This is a genomic window from Streptomyces sp. AC555_RSS877 (genome assembly GCF_019049245.1).
GTDB lineage: Bacteria > Actinomycetota > Actinomycetes > Streptomycetales > Streptomycetaceae > Streptomyces.
Map to the genome: position 1 here is coordinate 102090 of NZ_JAGMUK010000088.1, position 20280 is coordinate 122369.

General features: G+C 69.7%; 16 protein-coding genes and 4 pseudogenes. 12 read left to right on the top strand and 8 right to left on the bottom strand.

Annotation, left to right across the window (positions count from 1 at the left end; translation table 11 throughout):
* Positions 1–379 precede the first annotated feature (379 nt).
* The 3 genes from KUM49_RS48970 to KUM49_RS34810 all read right to left on the bottom strand — a co-directional run bounded on the left by KUM49_RS48970 (position 380) and on the right by KUM49_RS34810 (position 4202).
* A complete protein-coding gene (locus KUM49_RS48970) occupies positions 380–673 on the bottom strand; it encodes a hypothetical protein (RefSeq protein WP_254402240.1) in 294 nt (97 codons plus the stop codon).
* Positions 670–987 carry a transposase gene (locus tag KUM49_RS48975; RefSeq protein WP_254402241.1) on the bottom strand — a complete coding sequence of 106 codons (318 nt, stop codon included), beginning with the start codon at positions 985–987 and terminating at the stop codon, positions 670–672. Before KUM49_RS48975 ends, KUM49_RS48970 begins: the two co-directional genes overlap by 4 nt.
* Positions 988–1355: 368 nt before the next feature.
* Positions 1356–4202, bottom strand: coding sequence for a helix-turn-helix transcriptional regulator (locus tag KUM49_RS34810; protein WP_217240952.1), 2847 nt, complete (start codon positions 4200–4202; stop codon positions 1356–1358).
* 397 nt (positions 4203–4599) lie between these two features.
* Here KUM49_RS34810 and KUM49_RS34815 point away from each other — a divergent pair, with 397 nt between their 5' ends.
* The 3 genes from KUM49_RS34815 (at position 4600) to KUM49_RS34825 (ending at position 7164) form a co-directional block, all read left to right on the top strand.
* A complete protein-coding gene (locus KUM49_RS34815) occupies positions 4600–5085 on the top strand; it encodes a MarR family winged helix-turn-helix transcriptional regulator (RefSeq protein ID WP_217240953.1) in 486 nt (161 codons plus the stop codon).
* A 97-nt stretch (positions 5086–5182) separates the two neighbouring features.
* The gene (locus KUM49_RS34820) at positions 5183–6676 is read left to right on the top strand and encodes an MFS transporter (RefSeq protein WP_217240954.1); all 1494 of its coding nucleotides are present in this window, start codon (positions 5183–5185) and stop codon (positions 6674–6676) included.
* A 47-nt stretch (positions 6677–6723) separates the two neighbouring features.
* Positions 6724–7164: a pyridoxamine 5'-phosphate oxidase family protein gene (locus KUM49_RS34825; RefSeq protein WP_217240955.1), complete on the top strand. Its 441-nt coding sequence runs from the start codon at positions 6724–6726 to the stop codon at positions 7162–7164.
* A gap of 91 nt (positions 7165–7255) precedes the next feature.
* On the opposite strand, the gene KUM49_RS34830 is transcribed toward KUM49_RS34825, so the two are convergent.
* The 4 genes and pseudogenes from KUM49_RS34830 to KUM49_RS34840 form a co-directional block, all read right to left on the bottom strand.
* Complete coding sequence (locus KUM49_RS34830) at positions 7256–7729, bottom strand: hypothetical protein (protein ID WP_217240956.1); 474 nt, start codon at positions 7727–7729, stop codon at positions 7256–7258.
* A 113-nt stretch (positions 7730–7842) separates the two neighbouring features.
* Positions 7843–8766: a hypothetical protein gene (locus KUM49_RS34835; protein ID WP_217240957.1), complete on the bottom strand. Its 924-nt coding sequence runs from the start codon at positions 8764–8766 to the stop codon at positions 7843–7845.
* Between the two features lie 185 nt (positions 8767–8951).
* Positions 8952–9199 (bottom strand): annotated as a pseudogene (locus tag KUM49_RS48980) (IS5/IS1182 family transposase); the annotation flags it as partial.
* Between the two features lie 474 nt (positions 9200–9673).
* A complete protein-coding gene (locus KUM49_RS34840) occupies positions 9674–10357 on the bottom strand; it encodes a GntR family transcriptional regulator (RefSeq protein WP_217240958.1) in 684 nt (227 codons plus the stop codon).
* A 351-nt stretch (positions 10358–10708) separates the two neighbouring features.
* Here KUM49_RS34840 and KUM49_RS34845 point away from each other — a divergent pair.
* The 7 genes and pseudogenes from KUM49_RS34845 to KUM49_RS34875 form a co-directional block, all read left to right on the top strand.
* Positions 10709–10986: pseudogene (locus KUM49_RS34845) on the top strand (NAD-dependent malic enzyme); the annotation flags it as partial.
* Between the two features lie 108 nt (positions 10987–11094).
* Positions 11095–11367: a CocE/NonD family hydrolase C-terminal non-catalytic domain-containing protein gene (locus KUM49_RS34850; protein WP_308406904.1), complete on the top strand. Its 273-nt coding sequence runs from the start codon at positions 11095–11097 to the stop codon at positions 11365–11367.
* Positions 11368–11553: 186 nt separating this feature from the next.
* Positions 11554–12147, top strand: coding sequence for a TetR/AcrR family transcriptional regulator (locus KUM49_RS34855; protein WP_217240959.1), 594 nt, complete (start codon positions 11554–11556; stop codon positions 12145–12147).
* Positions 12148–12254: 107 nt separating this feature from the next.
* Positions 12255–12992, top strand: a complete 738-nt coding sequence (locus KUM49_RS34860; protein ID WP_217240960.1) for an NADPH-dependent F420 reductase — start codon at positions 12255–12257, stop codon at positions 12990–12992.
* Positions 12993–13267: 275 nt separating this feature from the next.
* The gene (locus tag KUM49_RS34865; protein ID WP_217240961.1) at positions 13268–13969 is read left to right on the top strand and encodes a nitroreductase family protein; all 702 of its coding nucleotides are present in this window, start codon (positions 13268–13270) and stop codon (positions 13967–13969) included.
* Between the two features lie 306 nt (positions 13970–14275).
* Positions 14276–15253 (top strand): annotated as a pseudogene (locus KUM49_RS50865) (NtaA/DmoA family FMN-dependent monooxygenase); the annotation flags it as partial.
* Positions 15254–15357: 104 nt separating this feature from the next.
* On the top strand, positions 15358–15585 hold the full coding sequence (locus KUM49_RS34875) for a hypothetical protein (protein ID WP_217240976.1): 228 nt from the start codon (positions 15358–15360) through the stop codon (positions 15583–15585).
* A 230-nt stretch (positions 15586–15815) separates the two neighbouring features.
* On the opposite strand, the gene KUM49_RS34880 is transcribed toward KUM49_RS34875, so the two are convergent.
* Positions 15816–17135, bottom strand: coding sequence for a cytochrome P450 (locus tag KUM49_RS34880; RefSeq protein ID WP_308406901.1), 1320 nt, complete (start codon positions 17133–17135; stop codon positions 15816–15818).
* A 1049-nt stretch (positions 17136–18184) separates the two neighbouring features.
* Here KUM49_RS34880 and KUM49_RS34885 point away from each other — a divergent pair.
* Together KUM49_RS34885 and KUM49_RS34890 are read left to right on the top strand one after the other, a co-directional pair.
* The gene (locus tag KUM49_RS34885) at positions 18185–18934 is read left to right on the top strand and encodes an SDR family oxidoreductase (RefSeq protein ID WP_217240962.1); all 750 of its coding nucleotides are present in this window, start codon (positions 18185–18187) and stop codon (positions 18932–18934) included.
* 385 nt (positions 18935–19319) lie between these two features.
* Positions 19320–20161: pseudogene (locus tag KUM49_RS34890) on the top strand (helix-turn-helix transcriptional regulator).
* The last annotated feature ends 119 nt before the right edge of the window (positions 20162–20280 follow it).

Genomic DNA, 20280 nt, shown 5'->3' on the forward strand with positions numbered 1-20280 from the left:
GGCGATCTCAAATGCGCTGGCGGACTGAAGAATGAGCCAACAGCGCACACAAAAAGCCAAATTGATTTCGCCCCATCCGCAGGTAGCGGAGAAGCCGGCAAACGAACCCGGCCTGTTGGGCGGGGACCTTCCGTCGAACAGGCCCTACCCTGACCTTACTTCCGACATTTTCACCGTTGCGTGTGTCCGCAGAAGATGAAGTTTTCCATCCTGGGCCCGAGACATCCAGACAGAAAACTGTACCCCCCACGAGATCAGGGCTTCGGCGTAGTCGGCGGGCGGCGCCCGTTTTGTGATCACACGAGGCCGAGGAGTGCGAGGGGTCGGTGGGCGTCGCGTGCGTTGCGACGGAGGCCGGCGGCGATGTTCTTGACACCGCTCAGCCGGAGGGCGCCGACGGCGAGGTTGCGCCAGGTCGCCATCGCGCGGGGTGCGTTGCCGGTCCGCAGCTGGGAGGCGTCCTCGGCAAAGGTGGTTCGCGGACGTGGTGCAGGGCCTCGATCTTCCAGTGGTCGCGGATCAGTCTCGCGAGTGGGACGGGGGTAGCCTGCTCGGCGGTCAGGCTGGTGAGCGCGTAGACGGTCGTGATGGTGGTCTTGCCGGTCTTGCGGTCGGTGCGGCGGCGCTTGATCTGGACGGCCTGGCGGGCGCCGGGGAAGAGCAAGTTGTTCACCGTGGCGACCTTGATCCGGCGGATCTCCGCGCGGCCGTGGCCGATGCCCCGGGTGCGGCCCTGGAACGGATGTCCTTCCAGGGAAGGGACTTCAGCTGCTTGCGTAGCCTCTTCTGGTTGCCCTTGACGATCGCGATGTAATGGGCCCCGCGGCCCAGGAGGTAGGCAGCGTGCTCGCGTTGCGTATGGAGCGCGTCGCTGGTGACCACGGTTGCGGCAAGGTCGGCGACAGTGTCGAGCAGCGGCTGGAAGCGGTTGACCTCACCGGTCTTCTCGCCGACGTCGAGCTGGGCCAGGACCAGCCCGGCGATCAACAGGCTCAGCAGGCCAGGGCCGTGGCACTCGTTACGACAAACGCGGCTACGTCTTCCTCGGCACCGCCACCGTCGCAGCCCTCGTGATTTGACGAGGCGAGCCGTGGAGGAGCGGCCTGATGCCTATGTCACCGCCCTGTGGACACGCTGGGCTGAGCCCGGGCGGTCCGGGGCGCGGGCATGGCGGCGAGCGCCGAACCCGCCTTCCACGTCCGGCAGCGGAGCCGACCGCACCCCCGTACCGGAGCATCTCGAGTGCACCAGCACCACCGCTCGCTCACACAGTTTCGCGCCTCGTGGCTTGCTGACTTGTGACGTGTGGCTGATGCTCAGGACCCCCGGTATCCGCGGCTCGAACCGTGCGTGGCTCATCCTCCCAAGGAAGGCCTCGGCGTGCGCCCCGCCATCAGGCCCGCCAGAGCTGCCCGCGATGAGACTCCCGTCTTGCGGTAGACCCGGGAGATGTGGGTCTCGACCGTGCGACGGCTCAGGCAGAGTCGTTCGGCGATCGCCGGGCTGGTGAGGCCGTCGGCGACGAGGTCGGCGATCTCCCTTTCGCGGGCGGTCAGTTCTGCGAGGCGGCGCTCGGGCCCGTCAGCGGCGGCGGCCACCGCCGGGCCAACCGCCTCGGCAAGACCGGTCAGCATCCCGCAGCCGCCGGCCATGGCGAGCCGCCGCCCCCGGTGCCAGGCCGCCTGCCCGCGCCGCGAATCGCCCGGGTCCGCCGCCATCAGGGAGGCGCCGAAGAGCAGGGAGAACGCCTCCCAGAACACCCCTCCGCTGCGGGCGCTCTCGTCGGCCGCCGCCACGAACAGGTCCGCCGCCGCCTTGTCGTCACCGAGACCGAGGCGTATCTGCGCGGCGCTGCGCATGGCAGAGGCGCGCTGTACGGGCAGATCGAGCCGCTCGGCCTCCTCGTGGGCCCGCTCGGCCCAGTCCTTCGCCGCGTCCAGGTCACCCATGGTGACGGCGGCGGTCACCAGGACCTCCAGGAACAGCGGACGCATGGAGGGCTGCATCCGCCGCAGGCCGGGGCCGCCGGCACGCAGGACCGCCTCCCGGGCACGAGCGGGGTCGCCGGCAGTGAGCGCCGCGTAGCCGAGTACACACCAAGCGATGGAAGCCCACCAGTTGACGCCCAGACCCGCCGCGGCCACCGCCTCCTCGGCGGTGGCCAGTGGCCGCGGATCGCCGGGTGGGCAGGCGTCGACCAGGGCGTGGGCCCTGGTGGCGAGGACGAAGGCGAGCAGTTCGTCACTGCCGATGCCGCGGGCGATGTCCTCGGCCTCCTCGGACAGTTCCACCGCCGACGCGAGCTGGCAGGTCTGAGTGCGCACGTGTGTCTTGCACAGGAGAAGATGGGGCAGGAGGTAGATCTGGCCGGTGCGGCGGGCTATGGCCAGGCCGCGATCGGCGTGCCGCTCGGCGTCGGCGAAGCGCTCCAGGAACGCCTCCGCCCAGGCCAGCCGTACCAGCGGCTCGCACAGGCCGGTCAGATCGCCGTCCGGCAGCGAGTCCACGAGGGCCGCCGCCCGGCGGGTGAAGTCGTCCGCCGCGGCCGTCTCCCCCTCGTACGCCTCCCCCAGCGCCGCGACGCTCAGCGCACCCGCCACCCCCGTCTCGTCCCCGAGGGAGCGGGCCACCTCCAGGGTGTGTGCCACCTCGGAGCGCACCGCCTGGTACGAAGTGTCGTGCGGGGCCGAGGAGCCCAGCTCCAGGCCCAGCGCCACCTGGTCGGCAAGCGACGGCGCTGGATCAGTGCGGTGCAACTCGCGGCGGAGCAGGGCGACCGCCTCCGAGTAGCGCCCCAGATGGCGCTCCATGACGGCGCACAGCACGACAGCTGACGCCCGCGACCCCGTGCCGTCGCCCGGGTCGGGCAGGGCGATCACCTGGTGCAACAGGTCCCGGCTCTCCCGGAGCCGGCCGCCGACGCCCAGCGCCCGGGCCCGCCGCAGCATCAACTCGCGCCGTCTGGCCGCGTGTTCCGGCCTGTGCGGAAGGTGCCGCAGCACCACCTCAAGCCAGTGCGCGCTGCTCGCGGGCGCCGTCTGCGCGGCCTGCTCGGCGGCCTCGTCCAGCACCGCCGCCGCCCGCGGGTCCCAGCCGGACAGCGACTGCTCGGCGTGGTGCGCCCGCCCGGCCAACGGGGCGCCGGTACGGGCGAGTTCGGCGCCGACGAGCCGGTGGATCTCCGTGCGCTGCCAGGGGTCGGTGCCGTCGCGGACGAGGCTGCGCAGCACGGGGTGACGCAGCGCGATCCGCCCGTGTGTGCCGGTGCGCAGCAGGTCGCGCCGGGTCAGTACGGCGAGGTCGTCGGCCAGTTGCCCCGGCTCGTGGCCGGTCACCGGGCCGAGCAGCGCGGGCGTGGCGTGGTCGCCCAGAGCTGCCACGACTTGGACGAGCCGGCCCTGCGACGGCGTCAGCGGGGTCAGCTCGTCGAGCAGCAGTGCCCCGAGGCCGGTCGTGGACAGTCGGCTCACCGACGCGCCCTCGCGGTGCGCCTGGAGCAGGGTCAGCAGGTACAGCGGGTTGCCCTCGCTCGCTGTGAAGAGCCGTACGGCCTGGTCGCGGGCCAGGTCAGGGGTGAGCAGTTCGACGCAGTCCCGCTCGCCGAGCGGGCCGAGGACCGTCCGCCGTACCGTGCCGGTCTCCGTGCCGCGGGTGAGGGTCGCGGCAAGCGGCGCGGGGCTCTGTCGGTCGCGGCGGGCGAGGACCAGCAGGACGCGGGCGCGCACGGGGTGCCGTACGAGATGGTCGAGGAGTTCCAGCGACGCGGCGTCCGCCCAGTGCATGTCGTCCAGGACCACGACCAGCCCAGACGCCGCGGCGTGGGTCAGCAGGGCGGCTGTGGCCCGGTGCAGGTGGAAGCGGTCCGTGCTGCGGGGAGCGCCGCTCAGCACCGGGGCGACCTCGGCAGCCTCCGGGAAGGATTCGACGGCCTCCGGGGCGAGGTCGGAGAAGGCGTCGGTGAACGGCTGGAACGGGATGTGACGTTCGTACTCCGTCGCCCGGCCGCGCAGCACCGCCGCCCCACGCCGCGTCGCGGCCAGGCACAGCTCGTGGACCAGCCGGCTCTTGCCGATGCCCGCCTCACCGCCGACGTCCAGCACCGCCGGGCGGCCGGGCACGTCCCCCACCAGTTCCGCCAGCAGCCGGTCGAGCCGCGCGAGTTCCGCCTCTCTGCCGACCAGCGGTGTCCGTTCCCTCGTCATACCCTCACGCCCCCGCGACAGTTGGTAGCCCCGCATATCCTGTCGTACTCCACTGACAACCTGTGGCTTCGTGTCCTCGATCTCACACCGCGTCGACGGCTACGCGTCGACGGCGAGCCGCCGGCCCGAGCGGGCGGGCGTCGATCAGCGCGGGACGGGTAACCCTCGAACCACTGTCCTTGACTGGCTGGTCGAGATCTTCAACTATCGCGCTCCTGGCGTCCTGCGACTCCGGTGACGGGGCACGAGGACTCCTTGTTCAGCGCGCGGGGACGTGAACGGGGCAGGTCCTCCATCACGGCATCGGGTCCAAGCTGTCGGACCCTGTGACCAGCGATTACATTAAGGTCTCTTCTGGATAATCCGCCTCGGATCGATTTGCTTTAGGCTGGCAGGCATGACCGCCATGACGCCCGCCCGCACCGAACCGGACTTGTCGTTCCTCCTCGACCACACCAGTCACGTCCTGCGGAGCAAGATGTCCGCCGCCCTCGCCGAGATCGGCCTGACGGCCCGCATGCACTGCGTGCTCGTCCATGCCCTGGAGGAGGAGCGCACCCAGATCCAGCTCGCCGAAATCGGGGACATGGACAAGACCACGATGGTGGTGACGGTGGACGCCTTGGAGAAGGCAGGTCTGGCCGAGCGCCGCCCCTCAAGTACGGACCGGCGGGCCAGGATCATCGCTGTCACCGATGAGGGCGCCCGTATCGCCGGACAGAGTCAGAAGATCGTCGACCGCGTGCATCGCGACGCCCTGACGACGCTTCCCGAGGGGGACAGGGAGGCCCTCCTGCGGGCCCTGAATCACCTGGTCGACGACAGTTTGGCAACCCCCGTCGAGGCCCCGCGCACCGCCCGCCGGGCGCGCCAGTCCAGATAGACGGGGAAGCAGACCAAGGTAAGTCCGAAAAAAATAGTCTGCAACAAAACCATCTGCTACGGTCTCTCCTGTCGCCCCAACTGACAGGAGAGACCGCATGTCTGACGCATCCGACTCCGCGCCGTCGCCCGCTTCTCCCGCCGCCCAGCGCTCACGCCGGCTCGCCCTTGGAGTCATCGCCAGCGGGATGCTGATGATCATCCTGGACGGCTCCATCGTGACCGTGGCGATGCCGGCCATCCAGAACGACCTGGGATTCACCCCCACCGGCCTCAGCTGGGTCGTCAACGCCTACCTCATCGCGTTCGGCAGCCTGCTCCTGCTGGCCGGCCGTCTCGGCGACCTGATCGGTCGCAGGCGCATGTTCCTGGCCGGCACCGCCGTCTTCACCGGCGCCTCGCTGCTGGCCGGCGTGGCCACCTCGCCCGCCGTACTGATCGCCGCCCGCTTCCTCCAGGGCAGCGGCAGCGCGATGGCCTCCGCCGTCAGCCTGGGCATCCTTGTGACGCTGTTCACCGAGCCCAGGGAGCGCGCCAAAGCCATCGCCGTCTTCAGCTTCACCGGCGCCGCGGGCGCGTCCATCGGCCAGGTCCTCGGCGGCGTACTCACCGACGCGCTCAGCTGGCACTGGATCTTCTTCATCAATCTGCCGATCGGCGTCGCCACCCTCGCGATCGCCGTCCGCGTCCTGCCCGGTGGCGTCGGTTCGGGCCTCAAGGCGGGCGCGGACGTCTTCGGCGCGGTTCTGGTCACCGCCGGTCTGATGCTGGGCATCTACACCGTCGTCAAGGTCGGGGAGTACGGCTGGACCTCGGGCCGCTCCCTCGGCTTCGGCGCCCTCGCCGCCGTATTGCTCGCCGCGTTCCTCGTCCGTCAGGCCACCGCGAAGAACCCGCTGATGCCGCTGCGGATCTTCCGCTCGCGCAGCGTCTTGGCCGCCAACCTGGTCCAGATCCTGATGGTCGCCGCGCTCTTCTCCTTCCAGATCCTCGTCGCCCTGTACCTCCAGAAAGTGCTTGGATACGGCGCCGCCGAGACCGGCCTCGCGATGCTCCCGGCAGCCGCCGCCATCGGTGCCGTCTCCCTGGGAGTCTCGGCGCATCTCAACGCCCGCTTCGGTGAGCGCAACGTCCTGCTGGCGGGCATCGTGCTCCTCATCGGCGTCCTCGCCCTCCTGGCCCGCGTCCCCGTGCAGGCCAGTTACGCCGTCGACCTCCTTCCGGTCATGCTGCTCGCCGCGGGTTTCGGCCTCGCGCTGCCGGCGCTGACCACACTCGGCATGTCCGGCGCAAGCGAGGAGGACGCCGGTCTCGCGTCCGGCCTGTTCAACACCACCCAGCAGATCGGCATGGCTCTGGGCGTCGCGGTCCTGTCCACCCTGGCCGCCTCCCGCACCGAGAGCCTCGCGGTGGAGGGCCGGACGGCGGCCGAGGCACTGACCGGCGGCTACCGGCTCGCCTTCGCGGTGGGTGCGGGACTTCTGGTCATCGCCTTCGCCGTCGCCTTCACGATGCTGCGCCGCCCGGAGCGGCAGGACACCCAGGAGCCGGCCGCCGACACGCCGGCTCCCGCCCACGCCACCGCCGTCTGACCCGCCCTCTCCCCACCCACACCCCGACCGCCGAAAGGCTGATCCCCATGAGCGAGAACACCGCCACCGAGACCACCCCCGGCACCACCAAGAACGACGGCCCGGCCCCCCGGGTGCTCACCGACCAGGAGCTCTCCCAGTTGCTGCGGCAGCAGCGGTTCGGCGTGCTCGCGAGCGTCAGGAGCACCGGCCACCCGCACCTGTCCACAGTCCTCTACGACTGGAACGCCGAGGAGCGCGTCCTGCGCGTCTCCTCCACCGCCGACCGCCTCAAGGTCCGCCGGCTGCGCCGCGACCCGCACACCTCACTGCACGTCAGCGGTCCGGACGTCTGGTCGTTCGCCGTCGCGGAGGGCGAGGCGGAGATAGTGGACCCGGCCGACGGGGCGGCCCCCGGCGAGCAGCCGCTGCCCGACCGGCGTGTGGTGATCCTGATCCGGGTCTCCCGCCTGTACGGGACCGCCCTGGACATCCCCGCCCAGGACTGAGGACTACTCACTGTATGACCTAGGCTTAACGAGCGCTTGGTCCTGCGGTGGTGTCTGGTTCGCAGATCAGGGATCTCGCCAGGGGGTCGCGCTAGCTGGGCGGCCACCGGAGAGCGTGCCCGCCGAACGAAATCAGCGGCGAGCCGGGCCCGCGCACCCCGTCCTCGTACCTCCAGTAGCTCAGGCCGAAGGTCCCGGAAAGGAACCCGGCGAGGAAGCCCAGCGCCAGCGGGCCCACCGGGTTGGAGGCCCCCTCCTCGGCCACTTGCCCGCCGACCTGGAAGATCGCCACCCCGAACCCGAGCGCCGCCGCTACCCCGGCCACGCCCAGCAACAGCCACGCCCACCGGCGGCTCCTGGTCGCCGCGACACTGAGCACCTTGAACTTCAGGGGCTTCTGGCAGCTCCCGCATTCCAGCGCCTCCACCCGCCGGCCCTTCTCCGGCCGCTCGATGTCGATCGGATGGAGCGCAAACTGGCGGACGACATGGCTGCTGTGGATGTCCTTGGACACCATGTGCGCATATCTCAGACCTGGATACGGCCCCAATTCCCGCTTACTCATAGCAGCCTCCCTATATCAGATACCTGTCGGACCGTCCCGATAATCGGTCGATCCTTCCCCCACCAGCTATTCCGTGAACCCACGGCCCCGTCGGTCGCCGGGTCCCCACATGCTCAATCTCCGTAACTCGGGGAGCGCAGGACGTCGTTCACGTCGAAGCTGAACGTCGGCGTCGGGTACAGCGGGTCGGGCACACCCGTGGTGTCGGGCACGTCGTACGGGTCGGCGGTGGGCTTGCCCTCGGGGCTGCAGACGTTCGGCGCCGCTGGAGGCGACAGCTCGTACATGGCCACCCGCTCGGTCCTGAATTTCACGTTGCCGCCGGAGATGTTGAGGCCCCCGGACTCGGTGCTGATCTGCTCGGGCAGTTCCTTGCCCTTGAGGGGCCTGCCGACGTACACCGCGACCAGGGCACCCACGCAGACGCTACGGTCGCCGGCGTAGAGCCTCTCCGGCGTTTTCACGAGGTGCTCCTTGCGACCGTCGACGCGCAGCTCGGTCCGCTTCACGGAGTCCATGTCGAAGTAGTAGTCCGGCGGGGCCCCCGTGGCGCTGGTCGTGTACTCTCCGACGCCCACCGAGCCGTAGGTGAGCTTCCAGAACTCCACCTGAACGGTGACCGTTTCGCACAGCGGGCCGGAGTAACCCTCCAAGCTCTCGTCGATCGTGACCGGGTCCTTGGAGGTGTCGACGCCTGCGGCGGGGACATCGGCCTCTATTCGCACCCAGCTCACAACCTGTTCCGTCGTCCACCCCCCGTTGGGGTGACAGCCCTTGGCGTTGGTCGGGTAAAGCGGGGAGGGCGTGGCCGAAGCGGTGGTCGGGACAGCAGTGGCAGTGCCGGTCACGGAGGGCGTGGCGGCCGATGCGTCGGTGCCGTCTCCGTCGCCCGAGCAGCCGGCCGTGAGCAGCGCGACGGCCGCCAGCAAGGCGGTGACCGGAGCGGCGGCATACCGAGCCGGCCGGTTACGTCCTGTCGGGGTGACGGCGCGGGCCAGCCACCGCACCCGGTCTCCTGCAGACTCCAGCAACGTCATCATCCCGACCTGTGCTCAGTGGCTCTACCGGTCGTGCACGGTTCATCCTCGATCAAGACCCTTCCCCAAGCGGACGTTGAAGAGATCAGTAGAACTACGCAATCTGCTACGTATGTTCGCCGGCCGCGGAGTTGCGGCAGTGGCATCCTCTCTACGGATCAAGCTTTGTGTCCCGGGGGCTGTCACGCGTCGATGACAGGAGCGCGGCGTTCGTAGCAGCGGGCGGGGCGCTGGAAGGCGTTGTGCCGGGCGTGGGTTCGTCAGACGTGCCAGCGTCGGCTCGCCTGGATCGACGCCTTTCACCCTCGTGGGCGATCGGGCCGTGCAGAACGCGCCGTTCGAGCAAGGTCCGTGTCTTGTCCGAGTCGTAGTCGGCGTCCAGGGGCACGGCGATGTCGTTGGGAAGCGGGCCCAGGCTAAGTGGCAGCGAAGGCCGTCAAGCGCATGCTGTCGGCGTCGGTTGGCGGCAACTGGGCGCCGGTACGGGCGTTGAGGTCTGCTCCCACCCTGTCGCGCTGAGTCCGATTCCGCCGCCAGCACGATTCGGCCCGACCGATACCACCGGCCTGCCGTCGCGCACAGCAGCCAACTAGCCACTCAGTCTCAGCCGCTGCGCCTGCCTACGACACGAGGCCCCACTGGACAACTTCGATGCACAGATGCAAGGTCAGATTGACCCGTCCCCTGACACCCACTCAACGCTGTCCAGATCGCCTTCGATGGCCGCCTGACCATGAGCAACAACTGACCACTCAAGAGCAGCCGTTGAGTCGGCACCCCCCCAGCAGTGTCAGACCGAAGTGTTCTGCGGCGGATTCGCGAGCTGACCGATGTCTGGGGCTGCGAGGGGTTGTTCGGCCCAGATTGTCTTTCCGGTCCGACCCGGCGCCGGTCGCCGCGCGTCACGTCACGTCACGCGAATGCCCTCGCGGTCTTCGAGGGCGCTGATGGCGGTTGCTGTGAGGCTGTGAGTGATGTGGCCTCGCATCAGCTGGGCGGCTTCGGCGGCGCGGCCGTCCACGATGAGGGAGACGAGTTGGTGGTGTTCCTGTAGGTCCCGGGTGCGGGGTTCGTCACCGGGCGGGAGTTCGAGGCCGAGGCGCCGGTAGCGGTCGGACTTGTCCCACAGGTCGTCCAGGAGACGGATGAGGACGTCGTTGTGCGAGGCCCGGTACAGCGCCTGGTGGAAGGCGCGGTGGGCCGTGAGTGCCTCTTCCCCCCACTGGCGGGTGACGGGGAGGAGCTTGTCGACGGCAGCCCGCATGGTGGCGATGTCGTCGTCGGTCCGTCGCTGGGCGGCGAGTTCGGCGGCGGTCGGGTCCAGGGACAGGCGGACCTCGAAGAGCTGGCGGGCCTCCTTCGAGTTCATGACAGAGACCCGGACGTCGCGGTGGGTTTCGACGGTGACGAGTCCCTCGCTGCTGAGGCGGCGGATGGCCTCGCGCAGGGGCGTGATGCTCATGTTGAGGGACTCGGCGAGGTCGTACTGGGCGAGCCGTGACCCGGCAGGAAGAGTGCCGAAGAGGATCCGATCGCGGAGTTCCGCGTAGGCGAGGTCGCTCTTGCTGAAGAACAGGTTCTGTCCTGCCATGGCCCCCTGACCGTTCCTTTCCGGAGGTTCCCCACCCCTTGACATCCCACAACGGACCAGCTCACCGTTGGAGTTGAACCCGTAGCCCACCACGGGCTTGCCGTCCCGAATGACGTCGCTCTCGATCGCCACGATCGAACAGTCCATGGAGCTGAAGTCGATCCAGGCGTTGCGGATCGAGGAGCTGATCGGAACGACGCCCTCATAGACGTTGGTGATCTTCACTGCGGAGCTTTTCTCATATCTTATAAGATGCGACGCATACGTCACCCACCGGCGGCATCCTCCAGGCCGCCGGTGCACCAGGACAGATGAGGCCCCTACCCGCGAACGCCCAGCGTCTCCTACTCGATGACCCTTCGGCCCGAAGGCCCGCGGCAGGCGATGCGGTCTCCCAACTGACTGTAACCATGGAGGCTTTGGGCGGCTCGGTCACCGCCCTCGACGTCATCTCATCCGACGCCGACCGTCTCGGCATCGACGTCACCATCGCCGCCGCCTCCACCACCCACGCCGACCAGATCGTCGAACAGCTGCGCGGCATCGAGGACGTCACGCTCGACAAGGTCTCCGGCCGGCTCGCCCGTGCTGAGCCTGGACGAAGCGTCCGGGCCGCGCCGCGCCGCCCACCGACATGCTCGCGGCCCTCGGGGCCCTCACCGAGCGATTCCCGCAGCAACGGACGGTCCGTCCACGGACTGGGGGGGGTCCGCTTGTGCGACGTCGATGAGAACGGGGTGTCCCGCAACATTGTCGACGGCATCACTCGAGTGAAGACCGAACCGTCGCGCATCGACGAGATCGAGGTCGGCCTGTGGTCCACGTCGAACGTGTTCAGGTCGGGGCACCGCATCCGCGTCCAGGTGACCTCCAGCAACTTCCCTCGCCACCGCAACCTCAACACCGGCGAACCGGAGACCGAAGAGACGACCGTGCGCGTCGCCCAGCAGCGGATCTTCCACGACAGCACACGGCCGTCACACATCCGGCTCCCCATCGTCGCTGACTGACCGGTGCGAAGCGAAGGACCGGGAGGCACGGTCTCCCCGTCCTTCATCAGTGGCCCGTTGCGCTGCCCGGGCTCCGTGGTCGGGCCGCCGGTTTGACCGGATGCAGCCTCCGTTTTACTCTCGAAGGCGTACGGAGACAGCATCCGTTTTGATGCTGTCGCGGGGTCACGGCTGGCAGGAGGGCGCATGAGCGCCGGTGAACTGCGGGGACGCAAGCCCCGCGCGGACGTTCAGCGCAACCGCGCTGCCCTTCTGGAGACCGCGCAGCGTCACTTCCTGCAGCACGGGGTCGGTACCTCCCTCGAGGCGGTGGCCAAGGAGGCGGGTGTCGGGCCCGGCACCCTGTACCGGCACTTCCCCTCCCGGGAGGCGCTGTTGGCGGCTGTGCTGCAGACGCGCTCCGAGGAGCTGGTGGCCCGCCAGGCGGACATCGATCAGCTCGGCGACCCGGCCGAGGCGCTGGAGCAGTGGCTGCGGGCGATGGAGGAGTACTTCAGCGCCTTCAGCGGGCTGCCGGACCCGCTCATGGCCGCGGCCCGGGCGCAGGAGCCGGACAACCCGCTCACCATCCCCTGCGGCATCCTCATCTCCGCCACCGATCAGTACGTGCGAGCCGCGCAGCTCGCGGGGCGCGTGCGCGCGTCGGCGCGGGGCAACGACCTGTTCCTCGCGGCCTGTTCCATTGCCTGGATCAAAGGCAACGGCGCCGAGGAGGAGTCCCTCGACCGGCTCCGCATGCTGATCGCGAGCGGCTACCGCCAGCAGGACACCCAGGCGTAAACCGCCAGGCAGCCCCGTCCCGACGCCCGCAACGCCAGGCGGCACCACCACCCGGCCATCACATCGCGCCGCCCTCAGGGGCAGCGCAACCTTCCAAGGGACAAATCATGAAAATTACTGTCATAGGCGCCGGTGCCATCGGCGGGAACCTCGCCGCCAAGCTCAGCACGGCCGGTCACGACGTCCAGGTGGCCGACGCCCGCGGCGCCGAGGCCGTCCGGGCGGAGGTACTGGAGACCGGGGCCCGCGCGACGGCCCTCGCCGACGCCCTCCAGGGCCGGGACGTCATCGTCCTGGCCATCCCCTTCGGAGTGGCGGGCCAGCTGGCCGACCTGTTCGCCTCGGTGCCCGCCGAGACGGTGGTCATCGACACCTCGAACTACTACCCCGGCATGCTCAGCGAGTCGATCGAGGCGGTCGACAACGGCCAGGTGGAGAGCGTGTACACCGCCGAGCTGCTCGGCCGCCCCGTGGTCAAGGCGTGGAACGCCGCGCTGGCCGAAACCCAGCGGACCAAGGGCGTCCCGGCCGGAACGCCCGGCCGCCTCGCCATCCCCGTCGCCGGCGACTCCGAGGAGGCACGAAAGGTGGCCATGAGTCTGGTGGACGACACCGGCTTCGACCCCTACGACACCGGCACACTGGCCGACTCCTGGCGCCAGCAGCCGAACAGCCCCGCCTACTGCACCGAACTGACCCTCGACGAGCTGCCGGCGGCTCTGGCCGCGGCCGACCGCGCCAAGGACGCCGCCATCCGCGACAGCCTCCCGGAACGCTTCGCCGCCCTCGGCGCCAATCCCACCGTCGACGACGTCGTCGAGATGAACCGCGCCGCCCACCGCTGAGCCACCCGACGCCGCTCTCGTCCACCCCACGGCACGAGAGCGGCAGCGCCGGCACGCCACGAACACACACCACGAACACGAAGAACGCGCAGTCCCCCGCGCTGCAGCCTGCAGTCTCGGCACGCCGCTGCCTGCGAGCATCCGCAAGGCTGCCGATACCCGCCGGGTGCGTCCGCACCCTGCCCTTACGTCGGCTGCCTCCTTGCACGGCCTGCAGTACTGCGCCGCACGGCGGCCGCCGTCGCGGTGACTGCGCGCCATGGAGAGGAACTGCCTTGCCCGGCACCGCATCACCCTTCACCGACATCGCACGCTCCCGACGCTCCCCCCGGCGGTTCTTGCCCACCGCCCTGTCCCCTGCGGACATCCGCGGCGTGCTGGAAGACGCACAGACGGCCCCCTCGAACAGCAACACCCAGCCGTGGACGGTGCACGTCGTCTCGGGTGCGGCACGGGACGCCCTGGCCAAAGAGCTGCTCCGGGCCGAGGAGGAGGGTCGGACCTCCCCGGATTTCACCGACGGCTACGGCGAGGAGGGCGTCTACCTCGAACGGTCGCAGGCCTTGGGCGCGAGTGTCTACCAGGCCCGGGGGGTCGAGCGCTCGGACCGGGACGGCAGGAGTGCGGCGGTCCGCGAGAACCTGGAGTTCTACGGCGCTCCCCATGCCGCCTTCCTGTTCATGCCGGCGCTCGGAGACGGGGTGCGGACAGCCGGCGACATCGGCATGTACGCGCAGAACTTCCTGCTCTCGCTGGCGGCCCGGGGGCTGGCCGGCATCCCGCAGACCGTACTCGGCGTCTACGCCGACACCGTCCGCGAGTTCCTGGGTGTCCCCGCGGAACTCAAGCTGCTGTTCGGCATCTCCTTCGGCATGGCTGACCCCGCGGCACCGGTGAACACGCTCCGCACGGAGCGGGTTCCGCTGCAGCGGAGCGTGGTCCTGCATGACACCTCAGGAGTCCTCGACAGGCCGTAGTTCCTCCGCCCGCAGGAACCATCCGGCGCCTGGGCCCGGGCCGGCCGGCATTCGGCCGGCCCGGGCCCAGGCGCCCCTACGGCTTGTAGCCCCGACGCCCCTGGGCCGCAGTGACAGGAGCCTGTACCCCCCTGCTGCGGTACGCACCCCGGCCATCCGCCCTCCCCCGTGATCGTAAAATCTCGCCCCTTTGACAATTCGGAGGAGGCCTCCGTGCTCTCGGGAAGGTAAGCGGAGGCATTCTCCGCTTTTTCATCGCCTGCTACTGGAGAAGCAACCGTGACAAGCCGACAGATGGTCCTGGGCATGCAGTTCAGCGGCGGTTACGGGGCCGCACCCGGGGCCTGGCGGCTGCCGGGAGCGAACCTGAACAACTACACGGAAATGGATCAGTTCGTGCGTTACGCGCAGTCCGCCGAGCGCGGCAAGATCCAACTGCTGTTCATCGCGGACACCCCGGTCCTGGACGTCGACCTCGAGAACCATGCCCCGCACCACATGATCGACCCGCTGCTGATCCTGACCGTCCTCGCGCGCGAGACCGAGCGGATCGGCCTGGTCACCACCGCCTCCACCACGTTCACCGAGGCCTACAATCTCGCCCGCCAGTTCAAGGCCCTGGACGTGATCAGCCACGGCCGGGCCGGCTGGAACGCGGTGACCACCTCCGACCCCTCCGCCGCGGCGAACTTCGGCGCGACGATCCCACCGCGCGCGGAGAAGTACGAGCGTGCCCACGAGGTCATCCAGATCGTGCAAGGGCTGTGGGGCAGCCGGGAGAAGGACGCCTGGCTTCTCGACGTCGACGGCAAGCGGTTCGCCGACATGGACAAGATCCAGCCGGTCAACCTGCAGGGCAAGCACGCCGCCTCCCGCGGCCCGCTGCCCATCCCCCCGTCCGAGCAGGGCCAACCAGTCATCTTCCAGGCGGGCGGCGGCAGTTACGGCTTGGAGCTGGCGGGCCATTACGCCAGCGGCGTCTACGCCAACCCGTACACCATCGAAGACGCCCGGGCCCAGCGCCAGGCCCTGCGGGACGCCGCCAAGCGCGCCGGACGCGCCCCGGACGAGGTGAAGATGCTCGCCGGCTTCATGCCGACCATCGCCCCTTCCCGCCAGGCCGCCCTGGAGCGACGCCGCTTCCTGGACGAGGTCGTCGAACTGAACCAGCGCGTCCGCTACCTCGGCGCAATGCTCGGCCTCCCGCTCGGCCCCGGCCAGCTCGACGAGCCGCTGACCGCCACCCAACTCGCCGACGCCACGCCCAGCCCGCACGACCCGCGCTCCCCCCGCGCCCTCGATGTGGCCCGGGAAGGCTGGACCCTGCGCGACGCGCTCGCCCACGGCGTCATCGACTACCACCCGGTGGCGCCGGCACCGCCGCAGACGTGGCCGACCACATGCAGCAGTGGTTCGAGGAAGGGGCCTGCGACGGCTTCTCGATCGCCGTCGACGGCTGCCACGACGGCTTCGACGCCTTCGTCGACCAGGTCGTCCCGATCCTGCAGGCACGCGGCCTGTTCCACGACGACTACGAAGGCTCCACCCTGCGCGCAAGCCTCGGCGCCCACGAGCAGTACGGCCTCGACCCGCGCCTCACGAAGCCGGCCCGGTGATGACCACGACCGCGCAGCCCACCACCGCCCAGCCGTCCGACACGGCGACCCCGCAGGCGTTCCGCGATGCCACGGCCGCTGTCGCCTCCCCCGTCGCCGTGGTCACTTCCATGGATGGCGATCGCCCCCACATCACCACGGTCAGCGCGCCTTCGCCTCCCATTCCCTGACACCCCCGACGGTGCCGATGTCGCTGGACAAGCGCTCCCAGCTCCTCGCGGCAGCCGGGTTCATCCAAGGACGGTGGCGCGCAGGGGTGCCCGGAAGGACAGCAGACCCAGCACCGGTGGTTCGGTCCCACCCTGCTCCAGCCGCACTCCCGGCAGGCGATCGGCCGCCGCCCGCAGGGCCACGGCCGCCTCTGTGCGTGCCAGGGACGCTCCCGGGCAGCGATGACGGCCGACACCGAACGCGAGGTGGTGGCGGATGTTCGTTCGGTGTGGACGCATCCGCTCCGGGTCGGGGAAGATCTCCGGGTCGGATCCGCTGCCCATCAGCATCAGCAGCAACTGGGCACCCTCCGGGAGCCTCACGCCGCCCAGTTCGGTCGCGCACGCGGTGATCCGGCGCCAGGTGGTGACCGGCGGTTCGCGCCGCAGCACCTCCTCCACCCAGGCCTCGGCCAGACCCGTCTGCCGAGCCACGCGCTGCCACAGGCCGGGCTCGGTGAGCCCTCGCTGCAGCACTGTGGCGAGGAGTTGCCCGGTGGTGGACTGGCCCGCGATGAAAACGAAGAAGCAGGCGGCCACCGCGGTCTCGACGTCCAGCGGCTCGCCGCCCGGCAGACGGTGTCGGGCCAATGCCCCGACGAACGAGCTGGGCGGGGCAGTGCCGCCGCGCACCGTGTCGGTCAGCCACTGATGGAACTCTCCGACGGATTCCGCCAGTTCCAGTTGCCTTTCCAGTGCGGGCCGGCCCCAGAACAGCTCCAGTGAGGCATCACTCCAGCGAATCAGGGTGGCAGGGGCAACCCCGTGGATTCCGAGGAGTTCCATCAGCACCCGGCAAGGCAGAACCTGGGCGAATGAGGTGAACAGCTCGCAGCGGCCGGTGGCGTCGAGTTCCGAGCGCGCTGTGTCGAGCAACTCCTCGGCGACGCGCCGGATCATCGGTACGGCTGCGGCGACGCCTTCGGCGTTGAAGAACCGGGTCACCACGCGGCGCAGTCCGGGGTGGCTGGGGGTGCCGTTGTTGGCGAGCGCGTGTGGGAGCGTGAAGCCGGCCCGGGCGAGAACCCGCAGCACGGCGACCGGCAAAGGGGTGACGGCGCGCAGGGCATTGTCCGGACAGAACACGGCCGGGTCGAGCAGTACCCGGCGCACATCGTCGTAACGGCTGACCAGCCACAGCCCGGTGGCGGCGTCGTAATGCACCGGAGACTCGGACCGTAGGGCAGCCAGCCAGGGGTACGGGTCACGGACGAAGCCGTCGCCGAACAGATCGAGTACGCCGAGCGGATCACGTGCGCCCGGGGCTGCGGGGCAGCCCCCCGGGCCGGTGCCGACCATTGCGCTGTCGGGTGCAGAAGCATGCGATGCCGGGGAAATCACGGCCGGACGCTAACACGCCGCGCACACAGCCCCCGGCTCAGTGTGCGCGTCATCACTCGATCACGCACCGGAGTCCGGACGGCCGCACTGCGTCAACTACCGCCTCGCTCCGGTCGTCGGCCGCGCACGATGTGGAAGCTAAGAAAGCGAGCGACACGGGCGGAGGGGAGCAGGGCATCAATGTCCTGGCCGGTCCTGAACGCGACGACCGTGGTCCGCCGCCGGACTCCGGCGGAGAACCTGATGCCGTGAAGAGGGCGAGCACTTCGCGCGGCGTCGACCTCGGCGAGCGGGTCGGAGACCGGCGGTTCCCACCCGCGGTGCCACGGTCCGGAGCGGGGGCACGGTTTGCGGGATGCCGCCTCCGTTTTATGCTCGACAGCATGCGGAGTCAGCCTCCGTTTCCAGGAGCCGCAGGGTCGTGCAAGGCAGGAGGGCGCGTGAACGCCAGGGGGCAGCTGGGGCGTGGACCTCGCGCGGACGTCCAGCGCAACCGTGCGGCCCTCCTTGAGGCGGTGGCTACGCCAGTGATTGGGGGCCACGAAGGAATACCTCAGCGCCTTCAGCGGACTGCCGACACCGCTCATGGCCGCACAAGGTAGCCGCAGCCAAGGAACAGGAGCCGGACAACCCGCTGACCCTGTCCTGCGACAACGTCATCACCACCACCGACGAGCGGGCCGCGCATCTCGCAGGGCATGCGCGGCCGTCCGGGAAGGGATACGACCTGTTCCTCGCGGCCATTCCCGTCGCCTGGATCGGGGGGACCGGCGCCACCGACGGGAGTCGCTCGACCGCTGTGTATTGGCCATGGAGATCGCGGAGTTCAGGTGCAGTGTCGTCCCCGTGACTCCTCCCCGTGCTGAGGGACGGGGCTTCTCGCTGCGCCTGGCCGGGAGGAGCTGACCGGCTGTGGCGTCTTCTGCGGCTCCACCAGGCAGGGACCGCCGATCCATGGATGAACTGTCCTCTCCCGCCCGTGCGCGGGCGCCCCTACGGTCGAACTCCGGGCGCTCACCGGCCCGCCGTAACCAAGGAGCGAGACCCCCATGAAGATGACCGGCAACACGATCCTGATCACCGGCGGCACCTCGGGCATCGGCCTCGGTCTGGCCCTGCGTCTGCACGAGGCCGGCAACAAGGTGATCGTCGCCGGCCGACGCAAGGAACTCCTCGACGAGATCACGGCCGAGCACCCGGGCATCGACGCGCTCGTCCTCGATGTCGCGGACCCCGACTCGATCGCCCGGGCCCGTGAGACCGTGGCGGCGAGCCACCCGGGGCTGAACGTCCTGGTCAACAACGCCGGCATCATGCTGCTGGAGAACCTCCTCGACCCGGCCGAACTCCCGATCGCCGAGGATCACGTCACGACCAACCTGCTCGGCACGATCCGGATGACGTACGCCTTCCTACCGCTGCTGATGGGCAAGGACGACCCGGTCGTCATGAACGTCACCTCCGCGCTGGCGTTCGTACCGTTCCCGATCACGCCGACCTACAGCGCGACCAAGGCCGCGCTGCACTCCTTCTCCGAGAGCCTGCGCATCCAGCTCGCCGGTGCTGACGCCGGCGTCCAGGTGGTCGAGGTGGTCCCGCCGGGCGTGCGCACGACCCTGCTGGGCCAGCAGGACAGCGACCAGTCCATGCCGTTGGACGACTTCCTCACCGAGGCCCTCGACCTGCTGCGCGAGAACCCCGACGCGAAGGAGCTGGTCGTCGAGCGCGCCAGGTTCATCCGCGACGCGGTGACCAACGGCTCCTACGACGACGTCCTCACCATGATCAGCAGCAGCTGACCCACCTGTCATCCCCGGCGCGGAACACGCGGACGAAGACGTCGAAGACACCGTCGCCGAGGGGCACGCGAGCGCCCGGCTGACACGGCGAACATCGTCGTGTCGAACGGGCCGGGCGACGAGGCCCTGGGCCGGTCTGAAGCGTTGGGCGTCCTCGACGAGGGACCGTCGCCGCAGGCCGTCTTCCATACCGGCGGCCTGAGGCGCACCGCTGGCGGTCAGCGAATTTCCCAGTCATGCCGCTCAAGAAACCCACTGGGTCGTCTCGCCGCGGGCGACCTCGGCGTCGGCCGTACGCGCGGCTTCGCGCGGGCGGGACAGGACTGCTCAGCCATGGATCAGCGGTCTCTGGATAGGCGGGCGGGATGCGGCGAGGATGGGGGGCATGGACAAGAAGGAACTGGCGGACTTCCTGCGGCACCGGCGCGAGACGCTGCGGCCCCGCGACGTCGGGCTGGTCGAGGGGCCGCGCAGGCGTACGCAGGGACTGCGCCGCGAGGAGGTCGCGCAGCTAGCCGGCATGTCCACCGACTACTACGCCCGGCTGGAACAGCAGCGTGCTCCGCAGCCCTCCGTCCAGATCACCGCGGCTCTCGCCCGGGCGCTGCGGCTGACCCTGGACGAACGGGACCATCTTTTCGTCCTCATCGGCCACAACGCCCCGGCCCGCTTCCACGGCTCCGAACATGTCAGCCCGACGCTGCTTCGAGTCCTGGACCGCCTGGACGACTCCCCGGCCCTGGTGCAGACCGACCTGTTCGACACCCTTGCGATGAACCCCTTGGCCGTCGCGCTGCTCGGCGACCAGACCCGCCACACCGGTCTGGCCCGCAGCGGCTACTACCGCTGGTTCATGGACCCGGCCGAACGTCTGCTGGTTCCCGAGGAGAGCCACGAACGCCACGGCCGTGCCCAGGCAGCACGCCTGCGGGCCGCGCTGACAGCCGGCAGCGACACCCCCCGAGCCGCCCGGATCCTCGCCGGACTCCAGGAACACAGCCCCGAGTTCGCCCGCATGTGTGGGAACTTCAGGAGGTCGCCCAACGCTATGACGACTGCAAGACCATCCTTCACCCCGAACTCGGCCGCATCGACGTCGACGCCCAGGTCCTGTTCACCGGGAACCGCGCCCAGACCCTGGTGGTGCTGACCACTCGCCCCGGCACTGAGAGCCACAGCAAACTCGAACTCCTCTCCGTCATCGGACACCAACAGCTCACCCCCTGACGTCCGGGACCCGGGAGGGCTCTTAGGGGTGCTTTCAGAAAGCCGGGTGCTTGCGGGCGAGGGTCATGCAGTGGGCGAGCTGGAGGAAGGCGTCGTGCATGTCGTCTCTGGTTTCCCAG

Excerpts from the sequence above, each read along its gene's own strand:
- KUM49_RS34825 (WP_217240955.1), top strand. The coding sequence starts at position 6,724 with ATGAGCGAGAACACCGCCACCGAGACCACCCCCGGCACCACCAAGAAC.
- KUM49_RS34815 (WP_217240953.1), top strand. The coding sequence starts at position 4,600 with ATGACCGCCATGACGCCCGCCCGCACCGAACCGGACTTGTCGTTCCTC.
- KUM49_RS34885 (WP_217240962.1), top strand. The coding sequence starts at position 18,185 with ATGAAGATGACCGGCAACACGATCCTGATCACCGGCGGCACCTCGGGC.
- KUM49_RS34810 (WP_217240952.1), bottom strand. The coding sequence starts at position 4,202 with ATGACGAGGGAACGGACACCGCTGGTCGGCAGAGAGGCGGAACTCGCG.
- KUM49_RS34860 (WP_217240960.1), top strand. The coding sequence starts at position 12,255 with ATGAAAATTACTGTCATAGGCGCCGGTGCCATCGGCGGGAACCTCGCC.
- KUM49_RS34840 (WP_217240958.1), bottom strand. The coding sequence starts at position 10,357 with ATGGCAGGACAGAACCTGTTCTTCAGCAAGAGCGACCTCGCCTACGCG.
- KUM49_RS34820 (WP_217240954.1), top strand. The coding sequence starts at position 5,183 with ATGTCTGACGCATCCGACTCCGCGCCGTCGCCCGCTTCTCCCGCCGCC.
- KUM49_RS34835 (WP_217240957.1), bottom strand. The coding sequence starts at position 8,766 with ATGACGTTGCTGGAGTCTGCAGGAGACCGGGTGCGGTGGCTGGCCCGC.
- KUM49_RS34855 (WP_217240959.1), top strand. The coding sequence starts at position 11,554 with ATGAGCGCCGGTGAACTGCGGGGACGCAAGCCCCGCGCGGACGTTCAG.
- KUM49_RS34830 (WP_217240956.1), bottom strand. The coding sequence starts at position 7,729 with ATGAGTAAGCGGGAATTGGGGCCGTATCCAGGTCTGAGATATGCGCAC.